Source organism: Streptomyces sp. NPDC006487 (genome assembly GCF_042870555.1).
Lineage (GTDB): Bacteria > Actinomycetota > Actinomycetes > Streptomycetales > Streptomycetaceae > Streptomyces.
In genome coordinates, this window is sequence record NZ_JBIAHN010000012.1 from 298,927 (window position 1) to 319,788 (window position 20,862).

The following is a 20,862-nucleotide window of genomic DNA, read 5'->3' on the forward strand; positions in this document are numbered from 1 at the left end:
CTGGTGGAATGACCGGCCTGATCGCTTTTCGCGAGATCGTCCTGAAAGTTCACAGCAGATGCGATCTCGCTTGTGATCATTGCTATGTCTATGAACACGCAGATCAGAGCTGGCGCGCCCGGCCCAAAGTGATCTCCCCCGAGGTGATCGCACAGACCGCGTCGCGCCTCGCCGAACACGCAAGGACACACGCACTCCCCTCCGTCACGGTCATCCTTCACGGAGGGGAACCGCTTCTCGCGGGCCCCGGCCGCCTCCGGCTCGTGTGCGAGGAATTCACCCGCGCCCTCGACGGTGTCGCCGCCCTCGACCTGCGCATGCACACCAACGGCTTGCAGCTCAGCCCCCGTTACCTGGACCTCTTCGCGGAGTTCGGCGTCAGCGTCAGCGTCTCCCTCGACGGGGACCGCGCGGCCAACGACCGCCACCGGCGTTTCGCCGACGGACGCACCAGCCACCCCCTGGTCCTGGCGGCCGTGGACCTCCTGCGCACCGAGCCCTACCGCCACCTCTACCAGGGCCTGCTCTGCACCATCGACGTGGCCAACGACCCCGTCGCCGTCCTCGACGCCCTGGTCGAACTGGCGCCGCCGCGCGTGGACTTCCTCCTCCCGCACGCCACCTGGCAGACGCCCCCGGTCCGCCCCGACGATGCCCCCGACGCCTACGCGCGCTGGCTGCTGCGGATCTTCGACCACTGGGAGCACCGGGGGCGCCCGGTCCCCGTACGGCTCTTCGACTCGCTGTTCTCCACCCTGGCCGGCGGCCCCAGCCTCACCGAGTCCCTGGGCCTCGCGCCCACCGATCTCGTGGTCGTGGAAACCGATGGGAACCTGGAACAGGTCGACTCCCTCAAGAGCGCCTTCGAGGGGGCCGCGGCCACCGGGTTCAACGTCTTCGACCACGCCTTCGACCTGGTCGCGGCCCATCCCGGGGTCCGCGCCCGGCAACTGGGCCTGGCCGGCGTCAGCGGTACGTGCCGCCGGTGCCCCGTCGTACGTTCGTGCGGAGGCGGGCTCTACACGCACCGCTACAAGGCCGATCCGGCCGACCCCTCCGGCGCGGGAACCGCCGGGGATTTCGACAACCCCTCCGTCTACTGCACCGACCTGCGCGAGCTCGTCGACGGTGTGGAGGGGCGTACGAGTGCCCGCGCGAGCGCGCCGGAGCTGACCGACCCCGCCGAGCTGGCCGGCTCCCAGGAGCAGCTCACCAGGGACCTGCTCGCCCTCTTGAACGACCGCCGCACGGGTGATTCCGACTGGGAGCGGGCCTGGGCGGTGCTGGGCGCCGTGGAGCGGGCCGGGCAGGCCGGCGCGGATGCGCTGGACGCCGTACTGGCCCATCCCTTCACCCGGACCTGGGTCATGGCCTGCCTCGACCCCGCCGCGCGGGACCGGCCCGACGCCCCGCAGGCGGCCCGCCGGCTGACCGCGCTGGCCGCCGCCGCCGTCCTGCGCGGCGGGCTCGACCTGCCCGCCGAGGTCGTCTACCGGGACGGCGAGGTGTACCTGCCGACGCTCGGCCTGCTGCGCCTGGGCGAGCCCGGCACCGACGGCCGGGCCACGCTGCACGCCGCCGACGGGGGGTACGCCGTCCGCGAGGAGGGCCGCCCCGAGCACCGCTTCGGGCCGGTGGCGGGTGACGCGCGCTGGCAGCCCGTACGCACCTGGTCGCCGGCGCCGGACGCGGCCCCCGTGGCGCTGGAGGACCTGGATCCGCACCGCAACTGCTTCGCCCGCCCGCCCCGGCTGCGCCTCGGCGCCGCGGAGGCCGGGGAGTGGCGGGAGCGCCTCGACGCGGCGTGGGCCCTGCTGCACGCCTCGGTGCCGGAGTTCGCGCGGGCGGCCGCCACCGGGCTGACCACGCTGACCCCGCTCGCGGGCGGTCCCCGGGCCCGCGGCTGGGGCGAGGCCGGGCGGCACGGTCCGGGCGCGCTCGGACTGCCGTACGCGGCCGGGGTGGCGGAGACCGCGCTCGCGCTGCTGACCGGGCGGCGGCGGGCCGGGCTCCAGGCACTGACCGAGGTGACCGACCTGTACGCGCTGGACGGGGAGTGGCAGCACCCCTCGCCGTGGCGGGAGCGCCCGGTCCCGGTGTCCCGGCTGCTGGCCGACGTGCACGAGCGGGTGGCCGTGGAGGCCTACCGGCGGGCGACCGCCGCCGCGGAGCCGGGCGGGCTGGACCGCATCAACCGGGCCCTGGACCGGCTGTCGGGGGCGGCGGAGCTGACGAGCACCGGCAAGCGGCTCGTGGAGCAGCTCCGCTGGGAACTGAAGGCGGTCGACGCATGACGGACCCGCCGGGCGACGGGGAAGCCGCCCGGCTCCCCCGTCCCGGTCCCGTCCACGCCCTCGGTGTCCGCCCCGGCATGCGCCTCCTGGTGCACGCCGCGCTCGGCGGCACCGGTCTGCGCGCCGAGGAGCTGCGCGACGCCCTCCTCGCCGCCGTCGGCCCGCACGGCACCCTCGCGGCACCGGCCTTCACCCCGCAGAACTCCAAGACCTCCACCGCCCACCTGGCGCGGATCGCGGGCCTCTCCGAGGGGGACGTACGGGACTTCCGCGCGCGGATGCCCGCCTTCGACCCGGTGCGCACCCCGAGCCACGGCATGGGGGTCCTCGCCGAGGCGGTGCGCACCGCCCCGGGAGCGGCGCGCAGCGGGCATCCGCAGACCTCCTTCGCCGCGGTCGGCGAGGGGGCCCGGGAGCTGTGTGCGGAACATCCGCTGACCAGCCATTTGGGCGAGGAATCACCGCTGGGAAAGATGTGCGGCAAGGGGTGGGGGGTACTCATGATCAATGTGGGATTTTCCGTCTGTACCGCTTTCCATCTCGCGGAGTATCTAATTCCGAAGCCCCCCTTGCGCATGTACGAGTGTGTGGTGAAGGTGAACCATCCGGGCCTTCCGGGGCGGCAGCCCGGACGGCCCGAGGGGGAAGGGTGGACCGCGTACGAGGACATCGCGCTGGATGACAGCGATTTCGCCGAGATCGGCCGGGCGTTCCCGGAAGACCGGATTCTCCGGGGGCGGATCGGCAGAGCATCGACCATGCTCTTCGCCCTTCCGGATGCCGTCGATCACGCACTTGAATGGATGACCGAAAACAGACGCTGATTGACTGAACGATGAGGGGATGTGGCGGAGCAGCTCCGGAATGATGTTTCTTCGCTCGCATCTTCGGGACGGGGGTCGTGTGCCCGCATCAGTGCAGCCGTACTTTTTTCTCAGTTATGCGCATACACCGAGGTTCGGGGCGGGAGGACCGGACCCGGACATGTGGGTGGAGCGGCTTTTCCGCGATCTCTGCAGCCATGTCATGGCGCTGACGAATCTGCCCGCCGGAGCCGAGGCCGGTTTCATGGACCGGGAGATACGCAGCGGTGAGGGCTGGTCGGAACGGCTCGGGGCGGCGCTCGCCACCTGCCGGGTCTTCGTCCCCCTGTTCTCGCCGCGCTACCTCGCCAGCGAAATGTGCGGGAAGGAGTGGTTCGCCTTCGCGCAGCGCACCATCCACCACGTGGCACTCAGCAACCAGCCGGCCGATGCCATCGTGCCCGCGTTATGGGTACCGGTGCCGCCCTCCCAACTACCCCTTCCCGCAGAGCGGTTGCAGTTCAACCACAACACCTTCGGCGAGCGGTACGTCACCGACGGACTCTACGGACTGATCAAACTGCGGGGCTATGCCGAGCAGTACGAGAGCGCCGTGTACGAACTCGCCAAGCGGATCGTGCGGGTCGCCGAAACCGTCCGGCTCGATCCGATCCGGCCCCTCGACTACCGGCTGGTGCCCAGCGCCTTCGGCTCGCCGAGCAGCACCGCCCGCACCCTGCACGTCACCGTGGCCGCCGCCTCCCGGCACGATCTGCCCGAGGGGCGCAGCCCCGAGTACTACGGGGACAGCGCGCTGGACTGGAACCCGTACCACCCGGTCTCCCAGCGGCCCATCGCCTACGTGGCCGAGGACCTGGTCCGCAACCTCAACTACCAGACGACGGTGGGGTCGTTCGACGACGAGGCCGGACACTTCGACTCCAAACAGCCGCCCACCCGGCCCGAGATCCTCATCGTGGACCGGTGGGCGGTGGAGGACGAGCAGCGCCGCCAGCGCCTGGCCGCCTTCGACCAGGAGTCCCGGCCGTGGATCAACGTGGTCGTGCCGTGGAACCGCTACGACCACCAGAGCCGCGCGAAGGAGGGCGAGTTGGCCCACCGGCTCGAGGACACCATGCCCGTCAAGATGAGCCAGGGCCGGGCCGCCTGCCGGGCCGCGGCCAACGGCGTGGCCAACATGGAGACGCTCGGGCAGATCCTGCCGCAGGTGGTGGAGGCCGCCGCCCAGCAGTTCCTCAGACACGCCCAGGTCTACCCACCGGCCGGCAGCCCCGTGGCCGGCACCGAACGGCCCCGGCTGCTCGGTCCCATGGGGATGAACGCGCCGCCCGGCCCACCGCCCGCCCCCTTCCCGCCCACCGTGGGCGACACGGGCGACGGGTACGGCGCCGGGCCCGGCGGGCCGGCCGGACCCGATGACGACAACGACAACGACCGGGGGGACGCGGATGACATCGAGTCGTGACAGCCAGCACAGCAGCAGTGACGAGCACCGCGAGGGGCGCATCGTCACCTTCTACTCGTACAAGGGCGGCACGGGCCGCACGATGGCGCTGGCCAACACCGCCTGGATCCTCGCGGCCAACGGCAAGCGGGTCCTCGCCGTGGACTGGGACCTGGAGGCTCCCGGCCTGCACCGCTTCTTCCACCCGTTCCTGGACCCCTCCACCCTCGGCGCCACCACCGGTGTCATCGACCTCATCAGCGAGTACGCGTGGGCGGCCACCAGCCCGGTGCAGCGCGCCGACGACTGGCACAAGGACTACGCGCGGATCCAGCCGCACGCCGTTTCGCTGACCCCCGAGACCCTCGGCTGGGAGTTCCCCGACGGCGGGACCCTCGACTTCGTCTCGGCGGGCCGGCAGAACCGCGAGTACTCGGCGACCGTCTCGACCTTCGACTGGGACAACTTCTACGACCGGCTCGGCGGCGGGCTCTTCTTCGACGCCTTACGGGCGGACATGAAGCGGAACTACGACTACGTCCTCATCGACAGCCGCACGGGCCTCTCGGACATAGCCGACATCTGCACGGTCCACCTGCCCGACGTCCTGGTCGACTGCTTCACCCTGTCCGACCAGTCCATCGACGGCGCGGCCTCCGTGGCCCGGCAGATCGACGAACGGTTCAACGACCGCGGCATCAAGATCTACCCGGTGCCGATGCGCATCGACGAGGGCGAGAAGGAGAAGGCCGACGCCGGCCGGGCCCTGGCCCGGATCAAGTTCGACCGCTTCCCCAACGGGCTGATCGGGGACGACCTCACCTCCTACTGGGGCGCTGTGGAGATCCCGTACCGCCCCTATTACGCCTACGAGGAGACCCTGGCCACCTTCGGGGACGAGGCCGGACTCACCAACTCCCTGCTCTCCGCCTTCGAACGGCTCACCACCGTCGTCACCGAGGGCGACGTCACCTCGATGCCGGCCATCGGCGAGGAGGTGCGCCTGCGCATCCGGGACGCCTTCACCCGGCGGCGCCCCGCCCTGCCCGCGGACCTCTTCCTCTCCTACGTCGCCGAGAACCGCATGTGGGCCGACTGGATCGAATCGGTGCTCACCCGGGCCGGCTTCCGGGTCGTCCCCCGGGACGTCTCCGCCGAACGGGCCCCGGCCGCCGCGGGCGGGGACACCCTGGGCGGTACCGGGATCAGCGTCGACACCGCCGCGCGGACCGTGGTGCTGCTCTCCAGCGCCTATCTCAAGTCCGCCCGCGCGGTGGACGTGTGGGAGCGGGCCGCCGCCGAGGACCCGACCGGCGGGCGGCGCCAGCTGGTGCCGCTGCGGGTGGGCGACGTGCGCCTGTCCACCCCGTACATCGACCGCAATCCGGTGGACCTGTTCCGCCTGGACGAGGTGCACGCCACGACCGCGCTGCTGCGCGCGGTGGAACGGCCGATGGCGCTGCCCGACACCGTCGCCAGCGCCTCCGCGCCCGGCCCCCGCTTCCCGGGGACGGTCCCGAAGATCTGGAACGCGCCGCCCCGCAACCCCGGATTCACCGGCCGCTCCATCGTGCTGGAGCGGATGCGCGACCAGCTCGGCGGCGGCATATCCGTGGTGCTGCCGCAGCCCCAGACCCTGTTCGGGCTCGGCGGCGTGGGCAAGACCCAGGTGGCGCTGGAGTACGTCCACCGCTTCATGGCCGACTACGACCTGGTCTGGTGGATCTCCGCCGAGCAGACCGACGACGTGGTCGCCGCCCTCGCGGAACTGGCGGTACGCCTGGGCGCGCAGACCGGCGAGGACATGTCGGCCGCCTCCCAGGAGGCGATCGACCTGCTGCGGCGCGGGGTTCCCTCCTCGCGCTGGCTGCTGGTCTTCGACAACGCCGACGACCCCGAAACGCTCAAGCGGTACTTCCCGCCGGGCGGCCCGGGGCACGTGCTCGTCACCTCCCGCAACCAGTCCTGGTCCCAGTACGGCGACGCCCTCCCCGTGGACGTGTTCCTGCGCGAGGAGTCCATCGAGCACCTCCAGCGCCGGGCCCCCGGCCTCAGCAAGGACGACGCCGAGCAGGTGGCCGTCGCGGTCGGCGACCTGCCGCTGGCCGTCGAGCAGGCGGGCGCCTGGATCGCGGAGACCGCGACCCCGGTGTCCGCGTACATCGAGCAGCTGGCCCAGCAGGCCGCCCGCGTGCTGGCGCTGAACCAGCCGCCCGGCTACCCCGAGCCGGTGGCCGCCACCTGGAACGTCTCCATAGAGCGGCTCCAGTCCCGCTCCCCCGCGGCCGTCCGGCTGCTCCAGCTGTGCGCCTTCTTCGCGCCCGAGCCGATCTCGGCGAACCTGCTCTACAGCAAGGAGATGATCGACGCCCTCAAGCCGTACGACTCCTCGCTCCAGGAGAAGCTGGTCCTGGGCCGCGTCATCCGGGAGATCGGCCGCTTCGCGCTCGCCAAGGTCGACCAGGTCAGCAACAGCATCCAGGTGCACCGCCTGGTGCAGGCCGTGATCCGGGCGCAGCTCTCCGAGGAGGAGCAGCGCGAGGCCCGGCACGCGGTGCACCGGATCCTGGCGGGTGCCCGGCCGGACGACGACGAGCCGATAGACAACCCGGAGACCTGGCCGCGGTTCAACACCATCTGGCCGCACCTGACCCCGTCGGAGGCCCGGTTCTGCAAGGAGCCGGAGACCCGCCGGCTGCTGATCGACCGCGTCCGCTACCTCTGGAAGCGCGGGGACTTCAAGGCCGCGTACGCGCTGGGCGAGGAACTGCGCGAGACCTGGCGCGAGACCCTGGGCGGCGACGACCTCCAGTACCTGTACCTGCGCTTCCACCTCTCCAACATCCTGCGCTCGCAGGGCCGGTTCGTGGAGGCGATGGAGCTGGACGAGGGCACCCTGGAGCGCCAGCAGGCGGCGCTGGGCGTCTCGCACCCGCACACGTACATGACCACCAGTGGCCTGGCGATGGACCTGGGCGCGCTCGGCCGCTACGGCGAGGCGATGGAGCTGGCCAATGCCGCGCACGAGGGCTTCGGACAGATCTTCCACGAGGCCCACCCGCGCACCCTGGCCGCCGCGAACAACCTGGCGCTGAACCTGCGCATGATCGGCCAGTACGCGCGGGCCAGGGAGATCGACCAGGAGGTCTTCGACCGGCGCACCGAGGTGCTGGGCACGGACCACCCGTACACCCTGTCCTCGGCGCAGAACCTGGCGCGCGACCTGCGCGAGGTCGGCCGGTACGACGACTCGGTGCAGTTGCTGAGCCGGACGTACGAGATCTACAAGCGGACCCTGGGCCGGGCCTTCCCCGGCACCCTGTCGGCGGCCAAGAACCTGGCGGTCTCGCTGCGCAGGGCGGGGGACGTGGAGGACGCGCTGCGGCTGACCACGGCGACGCGCAACCGGTACCGGGCCAAGTACACCTCGGTCAACCCCGACCTCCTCGCCTGCGAACTGAACCTGGCCGCGGACCTGTTCGCGACCGGCGACCCGGGCGGGGCGAGGGACCTGGCCCAGGAGGTGGTGGACGAGTACGTCAAGGTGCCGGGCGAGCGGCACCCGTACACCCTGGCCGCGGTCAACAACCTCGCGGTCTTCCACTGGGGCACGGGGGCGTCGGAGACCGCCGAGCCGATGCTGCGCCAGACCATCCACCACATGCGCGAGGTGCTGGGCGACAACCACCCGCACACCATCTTCGCCAACCTCAACCTGGCCAACGCCCGGGCCGACCTGGGCGATCCGGAGGGCGCCCTGGAGCTGGAGCGGATCTCGGTGATGCGGCTGCGCGAGGCACTGGGAGCGCACCACCCGGAGACCCTGGCGAGCTCCTCCAACATGGCGGTCAGCCTCGACATGATGGGACGCAAGGAGGAGGCGAACCGGGTACGGGCCGAGGCGGTGGCCGAGCTGACCCGGCTCCTCGGCGAGGACCACGGGCTGACACGGTACGCCCGCGACGAGCGCCGGGTCCACCGGGACCTGGAGCCGCTGGCGGTGTGATCCGCGGGGGCGGCTCCCGCCGGGGGCCGCCCCCGCACCTCCCCTCCCGACAGACGCAGAACGCAGAACCAGCAGACTGGGGGGTTCGCTGTGAGTGACAGCACGACCTTTCGCAACGAGGACCTGCCGGCCCTCTTCCACCACACCGACCAGGCGGCGATCTCCCGGCAGCGGGAATCCACCCAGGCCACCCGCGCCCAGCTGATGCTGCTCGTCGTGGCCGCCGCCGTCGCCGCCCTGCCCGACGGGCCGAAGGTCGGCTCCGCCTACCTGTCCGGGCTGCTCAGCGTGCTCGCGTACGCCGGGGTGCTGGGCGTGGGCGTACGGGCCACCCGGCGCCGGGCGCGCCCGCAGTGGCAGCTCAACCGGAGCGCCGCGGAGTTCATCAAATCGCTGGCCTGGCGGTACGCCGTCCACGGCGCCCCCTTCGGCAGTGACGTCCCGGGCGTCGAGGAAACGTACCGGACCCGGCTGGAGGCGGGTCTGAACGAGCTGCGGAAGATGGGCTGGGAGGATCCGCGGACCGCCGGGCTGGTACCGGAGGGCGGGGAGATCACCGGTGCGATGTTCCGGCTGCGGGGTCTGGACTACCAGGTCCGCAGGGAGACGTACGTCCGCGACCGGCTGATCGAGCAGCGCAACTGGTACCAGCGCAAGACGGAGGTGTCCCGGCGGGCGACGGCCCTGTGGTCGTGGTCGATCGTGCTGCTGACCCTGCTGGCGCTGCTGTTCGCCCTCTTCGGGGCGTTCGGTTCGGGTCCGGGGCCGGCGCTGACCGGGCTGCTGAGCGCGGCGGCGACGGCCGGCATCGCCTGGAACGAGGTGCGGCGCCACCACCCGCTGATCGAGGCGCACACCCTGATCGAGCAGGACCTCTCCGCGATGATGGTCGTGATGCAGACGACCATCACCGAGACGCAGTGGCCGGCCTCGGTCTACGAGACCGAACGGTACGTGTCCCCGCAGCACACGGACTGGCTGGCCCGGCACAGCAGTTGACGGTCCGAGGGGGCGCGGCCCGGATTCAGTCCCGGGTCACGCCCTCCCGCCAGATCACGGTGACGGGCTTCCCCAGCGCGCGGGCGTAGGCGACGATCTCGGCGGTGCCGCCGTGCCCGCGGGCGGGCAGGCCGTCCCAGACGGCGACGAGGCGGTCGCAGGAATCGGCGATGTAGGCGCCGGCCGCGTAGTAGGCCTCGTCGGTGGAGCGGGCGAAGTCCATCCGGACCTCCTGGGCGGCCCGGCGCTTGAGCCCCAGGTACCGGTCCAGCGATCCGGTGTCCCCGAAGCCCTCCTCGTAGTCCCCGCTGGGGATGACCACGGTGAGGTCCGCGCCGTATTCCAGCGCGATGGCGGCGAACAGCTGGTCCGCTCCCTCGGCGAGGCTGGAGAGGGCCTCCAACGGCCCCTGGTGGCCCCCCAGTACGGCCCGCAGCCCCTCTTCCACATGGCCGAGCAGCTCGTCCGGGATCGACCGGTGCCCGGTCACGCCGATTCGCTTCATGCGGAAACCCGCTCCCCCCCCCGTGGACACGAACGCCCTGGACATCCTCCCAGAAGGCGGGAGGACGTCCAGGGGTCCGGCGGGGCGCACGGGTCCGTGCCGGGGCCCGGGGCAGGGCCTAGTACACGCTCACGCCGTACGCGTTGAGCGCCTCGACGACGGGCTGGAAGAACGTGGTGCCGCCCGAGGAGCAGTTGCCGCTGCCGCCGGAGGTGAGGCCGACCGCGCGGGTACCGGAGTAGAGCGGACCGCCGCTGTCACCGGGCTCGGCGCAGACGTTGGTCCGGATCATTCCGTAGACGACGTCGCCGCCGCCGTAGTTCACGGTGGCGTTGAGGCCGGTCACCGACCCGCTGTGGATGCCGGTGGTGGATCCGCGACGGGTGACGGACATGCCGGTGGTGGCGTTGACGGCGCTGGTGATGTCCTGGTTGCCGACGGTCCCGGGGTGGGCGACGGCGGCATTGTCGTAGCGGACGAGCCCGTAGTCGTTGTTCGGGAAGCTGGAGCCCACGGTGGGGCCGATGACGGTGGTGTGCGCGGAGTTGGTCCACCAGGTGCCCGCGCCGTCGGTGCAGTGTCCGGCGGTCAGGATGTAGTACGTGCTTCCGCTGCGCACGTTGAAGCCGGCCGAACAGCGCCAGCCGGAGGCGTAGATGGCGTCGCCGCCGGAGATGAGCTTCCTCAGCTTGCCGGGGGTGCGCTCGATGCGCAGGGCGGCCGCGTTCGCTCCGGCCTCGCTGCGGATCCTGGCGATGGCGGCCGCCGAGACGGTGGAGTCGGCGGTGACCACGAGGGTGCCGGTGGCGGGGTCGGTGTGCCAGGCGGTGCCGGCCACGTCGGCGCGCAGGACCGAGGCGCCGGCGGAGGCGAGCCGGTCGGCGCTGAACCCGCCGTCGGCGTGTGCGGCCGTGGGGGCCGCGAGGGCGGCCACGGCGGCCATGCCGGTGGCCACGGCGAAGAGCCGGGAACGGATGATGCTCTTGATCGTCACTTGTCGTCCTCCCGAGTGGGGGTCGGAGGCCCGGCGGGGTGGGGTGGTGCCGGAGCCCGTGGAGGGCGGCCCGGGGCGCGGCGGACGGGATGCCGTTCGACGTGCCCCTGACAAGCCCCGAGAGACGCTGACGGGAGTCTCCTGGTGTCAGATACCGCTAGCAAGGGCGCCTTTCAGCCGCCTTTCGCCCGCCGCGATCTCGAAGGGCAGGGTGTTGCCCGGCGGAGGGAAGGGGCAGACGAAGTGGTCCGCGAAGGCGCAGGGAGGCAGCTGGATCCGGTTGAGGTCCACGGAGATCGAGCCGTCGGCGGCCGGGATTCCGGGCTTGAGGAAGCGGAACCGGTAGCTGGAACGACCCCCGGTGGCATCGCCGACGACCGCCCAGAGACTGCCGTCCTCCTCGTCCACCGCGACCCCCAGCGTGTGCCGGGCGCCCGCGAAGGCGAAGCTCAGCTCGCCGCCCAGACCGAGCCCGCGCGCCCGTCCGTCGGCGTTCTCGACCTGGACCGTCCGGTCCTGCCCGTACGGGGAGAAGTGCCCCGGCACGGCGTACGCCGGGTCGTACGGGGTGGCGTCGATCCCGGTGAAGGCCGCGCGGCCCGGTGCGGCCGGGTCGAACACGCGTACCGCCCATTCCCCTTCGCGCCGGATCACGACGAGCCGTACCTCCCCCGCGCGGAGCCGGGAGTGCGAGGGCGGCGCCCCGTCGGCGGCGAGGACGGCGGGGCCGGCGAGGGGTTCGCCGTCCAGGGTGATCCCGTCCCCGGGAGCGGCGGTCAGGGTCACGCCTCCGGCGGCGGCCCGCCAGTGCCCCGGAACGGCCGGAATTCGACCTTCCGGGTAATCGGCGAGCCAGTGCGTGCCGGTCAGTGCGAGTGGCCCGTAGGGGGCGGACACGGTGGCCACCCGGTGCTCGTGCCACTGCTTCCAGGCCGTGGCCGGATCGTCCGTGTCGTCGGTGGCACCGGTGGCACCGGTGCCGTCGGTGGCGGTTGCGTCAGCGCTCATGCCGCTCAACCCTTCCACACCGGCCCGGCCGGAAACCGGACGGTACGCCGTCCGGACCTGTACGCGTCCGGAACGGGCCCGGAACACACGGATGCCCCGGACGCCCTCCCCGCAGGGGGAGGACGTCCGGGGCGGTGCCGTGCTCGCGCGTCGGAGTCCGAAGGACCTGGTGCCCGGCCCCGGGGGCCGGGCACCTAGGGCCTAGTAGACGCTGACGCCGTAGCGGGAGAGGGCTTCCTTCACGGGCTGGAAGTAAGTGGTCCCGCCGGAGGTGCAGTTGCCGTTGCCGCCGGAGGTGAGGCCGACCGCGTGGGTGCCGGAGTACAGCGGGCCGCCGCTGTCGCCGGGCTCGGCGCAGACGTTGGTCCGGATGAGGCCGTAGACGATCTCACCGTTGCCGTAGTTCACGGTGTAGTTCAGACCGGTCACCTTGCCACCGTGGGTACCGGTGGTGTTGCCGCGGCGCTTGACCGACAGGCCGACCTTGGCGCTGATGGCGTCCTTGATGTCCTGGCTGCCGACCATGCCCTTGTGCGACAGGGACTTGTTGTCGTAACGGACAAGCCCGTAGTCGTTCGTCGGGAAGCTGCTGCCCCGGGTGGGGCCGATCTTGGTGGAACCGGTGGAGTTCGCGTACCAGGTGCCGGCACCTTCGGTGCAGTGCCCCGCGGTCACGATGTAGTACGTGCTGCCCTTGCGGACGTTGAAGCCCGCGGAGCAACGCCACTGCGAGGTCCAGATGCCGCTGCCGCCGGTGATCAGCTTCGACAGCTTGCCGTGGGTCCGCTCGATGCGCACCGCCGAGGCGTTCGCCCCGGCCTCCTTCTTGATCTTCTCTATGTTCGCGTCCGAGACGGTGGAGTCCGCGGTGACCACGAGGGTCCCCGTGGCGGGGTCCGTGCCCCAGGCGGTGCCGGCGACGTCGGCCCGCAGGAGCGAGGCCTCCACCGCGGCGAGGCGCTCGGCGTTGACGCTGCCGCCGCTCGGGGCCTCGGACGCCGACGCGGGAACCGCGATGGTGGCCACGGCGGTCAGGCCGGTGGCCACGGCGAGGAGCCGGGAACGGAAGTTGCGCTTGTTCGTCACTTATTGTCCTCCCGAAGGGAATCGCAGCCCGGGGGCAGGTGCAGTGCCCGGGCTCGTGCGGGCAGCAGGAACCACAGCCGGCATATCGCCGTTCGCCGTGCCCCTGACAAACCCCGTAAATGCTATCGAAGGATTTCCGCCGTCAGACCCGACCGGCAAGAGCTGGTTCCAGCCACTGTCCGCTCACGGCGGACCGACCCGACCGACATACTCCCTTGCCCCAGACCAGGCCACGCCACCGCCCCCCACTCTCCGCCTCCCGGAACGGCTGGAAATCGCCCTACTGAATCACCGATGCGAGGGGCCGGGCCGAGCCCGCACCAAACCGGAACCAAGCCGTCACCAACCCGGGGCCGAAGCGGAGCCGGTACCTCCTCAGCAGCCGTCACACGGACAGCAGCAGCAGTCACCACACCCACAGTCGCCACAGCAATCACAGCCGTCGCAGCAGTCGCCGGCATCGCACCACGGGTCCTTCTTCTCGCGGGACCACGGGCCCTCGTGCTCCGTGCAGCACAGCTGGCAGGTGCAGAACAGCCCCAGGGCCACCGCGCAGCCCGGCAGCAGGTCGCGGCGGGGCTTTCGCGGGGGCGCCGGCGGCGGGCCGAAGTCCGCCGGGGGCGGGCCGAAGGAGCCCTCGGGCGCGCGGTCCGCCGCCGTGTGGGCGCAGCCCGCGGTCCCGAAGGCCCGGTCCACCGAGGTGCGCAGCTCGTGCACGAGCAGCCGGTGGGCCAGCCCCGCGTCGGCGAACTCCACCTCCCGCAGCGCCAGCCGGATGCCCCGCAGGGCGTCGTCGCACAGCCTGCGGGCCTCGGCGACGGGGGTCCCGGTGGCGGTGAGCGGGTTCCAGGCGCCCGCGGCCGCGTCCGCCGCCTGGTCCTCGACGGCGTCCAGCAGGTGCGCGAGCCGCCCGAAATAGCGTCCCGCCTCGGCGAGCGCGGGGGCGTTGCCTGGCCGCCCGGCGAGGGTCGCGGTATGGGCGAAGGCGGCGGCCGTGGCGGTCTCGGTCGGCTCGGTCACCACGAGCACCGGCGTGCCGGCTCCGGCCAGGGTCTCGATGCCCGCCTGCCGGTCCACGGCGTCGACGAGCACGGCCGTGTCGAAGCCGAGCGAGGCCCCGGTGCGGGCGCCCGCCCGGTCCCAGCCCCGGGCCACCCGGCGCGCCGCGAGGGCGATCGGGGCGCGGGCCAACAGACCGTCCCGGTCGGCGACGTGGTCGCGCACCTTGGCGGAGGCCAGGACGAGCGAGACGGCGGCCGCGAGCCGCGCCCCCTCGCCGTTGGCCACGGCGGCGGTGCGCATCCCGCGCAGTGGACAGGGCCCCGCGGTGCGCCGGGAGCCCGGTGCGGGTCCGGACTGAGCCTCCGTCAGAACGGAGACGAGCAGCCCGTCGTAGTTGGTCACGATCCTCGCGAACTGCCCGTGGTCGCCCCGAAGTGCCAGGCACAGCCCGCACAGATGGGCCATCCACTCCGTCTTGAACCGTTCCCCGAGGCGGTGCGTGCATGGTCTGACGATGCCGAACAAAACGATTCCCCCGTGTGTCATACGCGTGCTCGACGGGCATCGTAGCGAGACCGGCCGTCACCCGTACGTCCCCCTCGCTCACCCGTACGGCGGCACTGGTCGTATTTTCACTCAGTCAGCAGCGGGACCCGCCGGGATCCTTGACCGTGCAACGGATGTTCTGCACCAGTACCGTCACGAAACCCCTGCGCGGCGACTATCCACTTGGCGCGTTGTCAGCATCATGGACGACGATAGGGACGCGGAAGAGAAGACAGAACTGACCGCGATGAAAGGAGGCGTCCATGGGTTCGGTGCGCAAGGCGAGTGCCTGGCTGGGTCTCGTAGAGGACAGCGACGACGAGCGTTACTACGACGACGACTACGCGGAGGCCCCGCAGGGGGGTTCGGTGGTCGGCCCCGGCGAGCAGTGGGTCACGGACCCGCGCGTCAAGGTGGCGTCGGAGTCCGCCGTCGATCAGGGCCGCCGCATCGCGACGGTCACCCCGGACGGCTTCCGCGACGCCCGCGGCATCGGCGAGCTGTTCCGCGACGGTGTCCCGGTCATCGTGAACCTGTCCTCGATGGACCCGGGCGACGCGAAGCGCGTGGTCGACTTCGCGGCCGGTCTAACCTTCGGTCTGCGCGGTTCGATCGAGCGGGTGGCGACCAGGGTCTTCCTGCTGACCCCGGCCGACACCCAGATCGTGAGCGGCGAGCCCGCCGGCCGCTCGCGCGACTTCTTCAACCAGAGCTGAGCCCGGGGGCACCTCCCAGCGTGAGCTGGGGGACCCTCACCGGCCGCCTCCGGCTCCTTCCGGCCCTCCCGGCATCCTGTGGCCGCACCCCGGCCTAGCGGAAGGCGTCGAGCCCGGTGAGCGCCTTGCCCAGCACGAGCTGGTGCATCTCGACGGTGCCTTCGTAGGTGAGGACCGATTCGAGGTTGGTGGCGTGCCGCATGACGGGGTACTCGAGGGAGATCCCGTTGGCACCGAGGATCGTCCGCGCGGTGCGACAGATCTCGATGGCCTCGCGGACGTTGTTGAGCTTGCCGAAGCTGATCTGCTCCGGCCGCAGGGTCCCCGCGTCCATGCGGCGGCCCAGGTGGTGGGCGAGCAGGATCCCCTTGTGGAGCTCCAGCGCCATGTCCGCGAGCTTGGCCTGCGTGAGCTGGAAGCCGCCGATGGGCCTGCCGAACTGTTCGCGCGTCTTCGCGTAGTCCAGCGCCGACTCGAAACTGGCCCGCGCCGCTCCCATCGATCCCCAGACGATCCCGTACCGCGCGTGGCTGAGACAGCCGAGCGGCCCCTTGAGTCCGCTGACGCCCGGCAGCACCGCGTCGGCGGGCAGCCGTACGTCGTCCAGGATCAGCTCGCTGGTCACCGAAGCGCGCAGGGACCACTTGTGCTTGATCTCCGGCGCGGAGAAGCCTGCGCTGTCGGTGGGGACGGCGAACCCGCGGATCCCCTCCTCGGTCTGCGCCCAGACGACGGCCACGGAGGCCACCGAGCCGTTGGTGATCCACATCTTGCGGCCGTTCAGGACCCAGTCCGAGCCGTCCCGTCTGGCGTGGGTGCGCATCGCGCCGGGGTCCGACCCGACGTCCGGTTCGGTCAGGCCGAAGCAGCCGATGAGTTCGCCGGCGGCCATGCCGGGCAGCCACCGCTGCTTCTGCTCCTCGGAGCCGTACTTCCAGATCGCGTACATCGCGAGCGAGCCCTGTACGGAGACCAGCGAGCGGATCCCGGAGTCGGCGGCCTCCAGTTCCAGGCAGGCGAGCCCGTACTGGACGGCGCTCGCGCCCGCGCAGCCGTATCCCTGGAGCGACATGCCGAGCGCCCCGAGGGCTCCGAGCTCCTTGGCGATCTCCCGGATCCCGGGCAGCTCGCCGTTCTCGTACCACTCGGCGATGTGCGGCAGGACCCGGTCGGCGGCCCAGCCGCGGACGGTGTCCCGGATCGCGAGGTCCTCGGGCGTGAGGAGTTCGTCGAGCCCGAGCGGGTCGGTGGGAACGAAGGACACTGCGCCTCCTGGCAGACGGACCGGGATCACAAAACCTAGCGCCGCAAGTTTGTCGCCCCGCCGGTCCGCGGTCCACCCGCTGCGGGTGTGACGCCGGTCCTGTGCCCCGGCCATGCGGTCCCGGTCCTGCGGTCCCGGTCCTGCGGGCAGACTGCGGACATGCTCGATACTTCCGCGCGACTGCTGCGCCTGTTGTCCCTGTTGCAGGCCCACCGGGAATGGACGGGCGCCGACCTGGCCGGCCGGCTCGGCGTGACGCCGCGGACCGTGCGCCGGGACGTGGACCGGCTGCGGGAGCTCGGTTACCCGGTGAACGCCAGTCCGGGCACCGGCGGCGGATACCAGTTGGGGGCCGGGGCCGAGCTGCCGCCCCTGCTGCTCGACGACGACGAGGCCGTCGCCGTGGCCGTGGGGCTGCGGACCGCCGCCGGGAACGGCGTGGAGGGCATCGGCGAGGCCTCCGTGCGGGCACTGGCGAAGCTGGAGCAGGTGCTGCCGTCGCGGTTGCGGGCCCGGGTGTCCGCACTGAACCGGTTCACCGTGCCCATGTTCCGCGGGGCGGGCGCCTCCGCCATCGACCCGTCCGTGCTGACCGAGCTGGCCGGCGTCTGCCGCGACGCCGAGCGGCTGCGCTTCGGGTACCGGGACCACGGGGGCACCGTCACGCGCAGGACCGTCGAACCGCACCGGCTGGTGTGCAGCGAGCGCCGCTGGTACCTGGTCGCCTGGGACCTGGACCGGGAGGACTGGCGGACCTTCCGGGTGGACCGGATCGAGCCCAGGCCCCCGCACGGACCGCGCTTCACCCCGCGTCCGCCGCCCGCCGAGGACCTCGCCGCCTACGTCTCCAAGGGCATCTCCCAGCGGGTGTACGCGGCCCGGGCCGTCGTCCGGCTGCGGGTGCCCGAGCACGAGGCGGCGCGGATCGTCGGACCGGCCGACGGGACCCTGGAGCCGCTCGACGAGCAGAGCTGCATCCTGCGCACCGGGGCCGTCAACCTCGATGTCCTCGTCATTCACATCATGCTGATCGGGTGTGAGTTCGAGGTCGTCGAACCGGCCGAACTGACGGACCGGATCCGGGCCGCGCGAGATCGGCTCGGCAGGTCTCTGGAACCGCGCGAAGGGGCCGGAGAAGTGAAGGGTTTGTAAGGAAACGAAGGGGGCCGACGCTCGGCCCGGCCACAATTCCGGGGAGTTCCGGAGGAATTCGAAACAGAATTCACCCCGGGCGTGTCGCGGGACGGGAAATGGAAGGTCCAGACAAACTCCGCAGTGGGAGACTGTCGACAATCCGTGACACAAGCGTGACCCGGTACGGAGGAACGTCCGGGCGCGCCGCTGACGTTCCGGGCCTTTCGGCCGCCGCCTCCGCCCCGCACGCACACGGCGGGCCCCGGTCGTCGACCGGGGCCCGCCGTGGATGCGCGAGCGGAAGGGGTGCGTACCGTCCGGCTCAGCCGCCGGCGGCCGGGCGGGGCGCCGCGCCGCGCGCCGGGGCCCGCTCGGCGTGGGCCGGGCGGCGGCTGCCTGCCGGGGTGACCGGGGTCCGCTCCGAACGGATCAGGTGCGGACGGCCGGCGAGGTGGACGGCGGGCCGGGCGGCCGGCTGGTGCCCCGCGGCCTGCACGGAAGCGGAGGCGGAGGCCGACGCCGGGACCGGGACCGGACCCGGCACCTGCGCGGGCCCGGCCGGCTCGGACTGCCGGAGGACGACCACGGGCTGCATGGTTTGTACGGGCTGCATGGCCAGCACGGTCGGCACGGGCTGGACGGCCGGCGCGGGCTGCGCCGACGGCCGCTCGGACGGCTCGGCGGCGGCCCGCTGGAGCTGCCACTTGCCTCCGGCCGAGAGCACCGGGACGAGCAGCCCGGTGAGGGACTCGGGCACCTGCCCGGCCTCCACGAGGGTGCGCAGCCGTGCGCGCAGATCGAAGACGTAGGCCTCGGCCATGGCGATGGCCGGCTCGAACCACGGCAGCGCCAGCAGCACGAGCAGGCCGGCGAGCCAGCCGAGCAGGACGTCGCTGACCCAGTGGGTGCCGAGGTAGACGGTGGTGGCGCCGACGCTCAGGGAGACCACGGCGGACACCAGGGAGAGCACCCGGCGGGTGACCACGGTCGAGGCCAGGTACGCCAGGATTCCCCAGGTCACCACGGCGTTGGCGGTGTGCCCGGAAGGAAATATATCGCCGCCGGCGAAGAGTTCGGCGGAGCCGATCTCCGTGGCGTAGTGCGGACCGAGCCGGCCCAGGCCGAGCTTGACGGCGCCCACCGTGATGTTGAGCAGCAGCAACGCCACGCCGAGGGTGATCAGCGGGCGGAGGGTGTGCTGCCGCCAGGACCGCCAGCCGAGCCAGGCGGCGACCATGACCGCGGTGGGGCCGCGCTGGCCCAGGACGACGAGGTAGTCGAGGAAGGCGTGGAGCTGCGGCCACTGCTCGTACGGCCGGAAGAACATGATCTGCCAGTCGAGGCGGACGAGCCACGAGGTGGTCAGGACCGCGACGACGATCGCCAGGTAGATGGCGAGGGTGGCCCCGAGGAGCACGACGCGGTGCCGGCTCATCCGCGGTGTTTGCAGATGAGCCGGTCGCTCTGGTTCCCGGTCCAGCCGGGCGAACACCCGCTCCAGTCTGGGCAGGATTTGGTCGGTACGCACTCAATCGACGTTACCGCGCGTCGATGGGCGACCCGGTCGAATCACACGCTTTGTGATGACCATGTGATGTGGAGTTGGTCTCACGCGGGACTTAATTCCCTGTATTCGGCCTTTGGCTGGACCGGCGGAGGTCCCTTCCTCCGGTCTTTTCTTCGCATACTCAGGCCGCATTTATCAGTCCTGGTCAATTGTTTTGCCCGAAGATGGAACGGAACGGTCCATTCCGTGATCTCGGACCGCCGGGCCCGTCCCGCGACGGCCTACGGCGGCCCCGAGCCGTTGAGCCAGAAGGCCCCGTACGCGGCCGAGGCGGCGGCCGCCGCGCCCAGCACCGCGGCCGCCCGGCCCGTCCGCCACCGGGCCAGCGCCACCGCCGGCGGGAACACCAGCGGGAAGGCGGGCAGCAGCAGCCGGGGCTTGGAGCCGAAGTACCCGGAGGCGCACAGGGCCAGCGCCACCACGATTCCGGCGTACACCAGGAGCGGCAGCGGCTGGCGCCGCCGCACGCAGAGCACGTACAGCCACAGCACCAGCGCGACCCCGGCGATCAGCCCGATCCCGGCGGGGAAGGCCGGCGAGGCCAGCCGCGCCCCGACGAAGCGGGCGAACGCCAGCCCGCCGTCGAAGCCGTTGCCCCAGCCGCCCTGTACGTCCAGGTACCCGGTCAGGCCGCCGCCGGTGCGCGCGCCCACCCACAGCACGTACGCCGCCGCGCCGAGCGGAGCCAGCAGCGCCCCCGCCACCGGCCGCCAGGAGCGCTCCCCGCCGCGCAGGGTCAGGGCGGCGGCCACCCACACCGCCGCGACCACGGCCGCTCCGACCGGGCGGGTCAGTCCCGCCCCGGCCGCGAGCAGGCCGGCAGTGAGCCAGTGCCCGCGCAGGGCCCCGTAAAGGCTCCAGGCGGCCAGTGCGGTGAACAGCGACTCGCTGTACGCCATCGACTGGACGATCCCGACGGGCAGCGCGGCCCAGACCGCGACGGCGAACACCCCGGCGCGGCGGCCGTGGAGCAGTTCGGCGACCGCGAAGATCCCCCAGGCGGCGGCGAGCCCGGCGAGCGCCGACACCACCAGGCCCGCCGATCCGTACCCGAGCCCGGTGACGGCCGAGACCAGCCGCTCCAGCCAGGGCAGCAGCGGGAAGAAGGCCAGGTTGGAGTGGACGTCGCCGTTGGGGAGCGCCACTTCGTACCCGTACCCCTCGGCGGCGATCCGGGCGTACCAGAGGGAGTCCCAGCGGGCCGAGAGCAGGGTGTGCGCACTGCTGCCGGCCACCGCCCCCCACACCGCGAGCACGGTCAGCCCGAGCAGCCGAACCGCCACGAACACGGTCAGAGCGGGCGCGGCCCGACGAAATCCAAGATCCTTCACGGGCATGATTATCGAGGTCCGGGGCATTCGCGCCCCGGCAGGAAGGGCCCGGGTGGGACGAGTGGCGCACACCACAGCGCAACCGGCGGCGGGATGAGAGCTTGACCACGTGTCGGACAGCCGAACTCGCGTACGCTGACTC

At 72.1% G+C, this 20,862-nt stretch carries 15 protein-coding genes; 7 read left to right on the forward strand and 8 right to left on the reverse strand.

What is annotated here, in order from left to right:
* Positions 1 to 8 precede the first annotated feature (8 nt).
* The 5 genes from fxsBH (at position 9) to ACFYM0_RS22960 (ending at position 9,567) form a co-directional block, all read left to right on the forward strand.
* Positions 9 to 2,294 carry a radical SAM/SPASM protein FxsBH, inactivated beta-hydroxylase extension form gene (fxsBH, locus tag ACFYM0_RS22940; protein WP_388504161.1) on the forward strand — a complete coding sequence of 762 codons (2,286 nt, stop codon included), beginning with the start codon at positions 9 to 11 and terminating at the stop codon, positions 2,292 to 2,294.
* Positions 2,291 to 3,118, forward strand: a complete 828-nt coding sequence (locus tag ACFYM0_RS22945) for an aminoglycoside N(3)-acetyltransferase (protein ID WP_388504165.1) — start codon at positions 2,291 to 2,293, stop codon at positions 3,116 to 3,118. The genes fxsBH and ACFYM0_RS22945 overlap by 4 nt, the downstream gene beginning before the upstream one ends.
* A gap of 43 nt (positions 3,119 to 3,161) precedes the next feature.
* Positions 3,162 to 4,583: a TIR-like protein FxsC gene (locus tag ACFYM0_RS22950; protein WP_388504276.1), complete on the forward strand. Its 1,422-nt coding sequence runs from the start codon at positions 3,162 to 3,164 to the stop codon at positions 4,581 to 4,583.
* Complete coding sequence (gene fxsT, locus ACFYM0_RS22955; protein WP_388504167.1) at positions 4,567 to 8,568, forward strand: FxSxx-COOH system tetratricopeptide repeat protein; 4,002 nt, start codon at positions 4,567 to 4,569, stop codon at positions 8,566 to 8,568. Before ACFYM0_RS22950 ends, fxsT begins: the two co-directional genes overlap by 17 nt.
* A 90-nt stretch (positions 8,569 to 8,658) precedes the next feature.
* Positions 8,659 to 9,567: a DUF4231 domain-containing protein gene (locus tag ACFYM0_RS22960; protein WP_388504170.1), complete on the forward strand. Its 909-nt coding sequence runs from the start codon at positions 8,659 to 8,661 to the stop codon at positions 9,565 to 9,567.
* A 25-nt stretch (positions 9,568 to 9,592) separates the two neighbouring features.
* Here ACFYM0_RS22960 and ACFYM0_RS22965 read toward each other — a convergent pair whose 3' ends face one another.
* From ACFYM0_RS22965 to ACFYM0_RS22985, 5 genes are all read right to left on the reverse strand, one after another.
* Positions 9,593 to 10,072, reverse strand: a complete 480-nt coding sequence (locus ACFYM0_RS22965; RefSeq protein WP_388504172.1) for a hypothetical protein — start codon at positions 10,070 to 10,072, stop codon at positions 9,593 to 9,595.
* A 118-nt stretch (positions 10,073 to 10,190) separates the two neighbouring features.
* Positions 10,191 to 11,015, reverse strand: a complete 825-nt coding sequence (locus ACFYM0_RS22970) for a S1 family peptidase (RefSeq protein ID WP_388504279.1) — start codon at positions 11,013 to 11,015, stop codon at positions 10,191 to 10,193.
* A gap of 198 nt (positions 11,016 to 11,213) precedes the next feature.
* Positions 11,214 to 12,074 carry a DUF1684 domain-containing protein gene (locus tag ACFYM0_RS22975; protein ID WP_388504174.1) on the reverse strand — a complete coding sequence of 287 codons (861 nt, stop codon included), beginning with the start codon at positions 12,072 to 12,074 and terminating at the stop codon, positions 11,214 to 11,216.
* A 201-nt stretch (positions 12,075 to 12,275) separates the two neighbouring features.
* The gene (locus tag ACFYM0_RS22980) at positions 12,276 to 13,160 is read right to left on the reverse strand and encodes a S1 family peptidase (protein WP_388504176.1); all 885 of its coding nucleotides are present in this window, start codon (positions 13,158 to 13,160) and stop codon (positions 12,276 to 12,278) included.
* 375 nt (positions 13,161 to 13,535) lie between these two features.
* A complete protein-coding gene (locus tag ACFYM0_RS22985) occupies positions 13,536 to 14,687 on the reverse strand; it encodes a DUF5685 family protein (RefSeq protein ID WP_388504177.1) in 1,152 nt (383 codons plus the stop codon).
* A gap of 284 nt (positions 14,688 to 14,971) precedes the next feature.
* On the opposite strand from ACFYM0_RS22985, the gene ACFYM0_RS22990 reads away from it, so the two are divergent.
* Entirely contained in the window at positions 14,972 to 15,424 is a 453-nt protein-coding gene (locus ACFYM0_RS22990; RefSeq protein WP_327251995.1) for a cell division protein SepF, read from the forward strand.
* Positions 15,425 to 15,518: 94 nt separating this feature from the next.
* Here the strand turns inward: ACFYM0_RS22990 and ACFYM0_RS22995 are convergent, their stop codons facing one another.
* Entirely contained in the window at positions 15,519 to 16,688 is a 1,170-nt protein-coding gene (locus ACFYM0_RS22995) for an acyl-CoA dehydrogenase family protein (protein WP_388504179.1), read from the reverse strand.
* Positions 16,689 to 16,847: 159 nt separating this feature from the next.
* On the opposite strand from ACFYM0_RS22995, the gene ACFYM0_RS23000 reads away from it, so the two are divergent.
* Positions 16,848 to 17,840 carry a helix-turn-helix transcriptional regulator gene (locus tag ACFYM0_RS23000; protein ID WP_388504181.1) on the forward strand — a complete coding sequence of 331 codons (993 nt, stop codon included), beginning with the start codon at positions 16,848 to 16,850 and terminating at the stop codon, positions 17,838 to 17,840.
* 304 nt (positions 17,841 to 18,144) lie between these two features.
* Here the strand turns inward: ACFYM0_RS23000 and ACFYM0_RS23005 are convergent, their stop codons facing one another.
* Positions 18,145 to 19,350, reverse strand: a complete 1,206-nt coding sequence (locus ACFYM0_RS23005; RefSeq protein WP_388504184.1) for a phosphatase PAP2 family protein — start codon at positions 19,348 to 19,350, stop codon at positions 18,145 to 18,147.
* A 260-nt stretch (positions 19,351 to 19,610) separates the two neighbouring features.
* Positions 19,611 to 20,726 (reverse strand): hypothetical protein, encoded by a 1,116-nt coding sequence (locus tag ACFYM0_RS23010; protein WP_388504186.1) that lies wholly within the window; start codon positions 20,724 to 20,726, stop codon positions 19,611 to 19,613.
* Positions 20,727 to 20,862 lie beyond the last annotated feature (136 nt).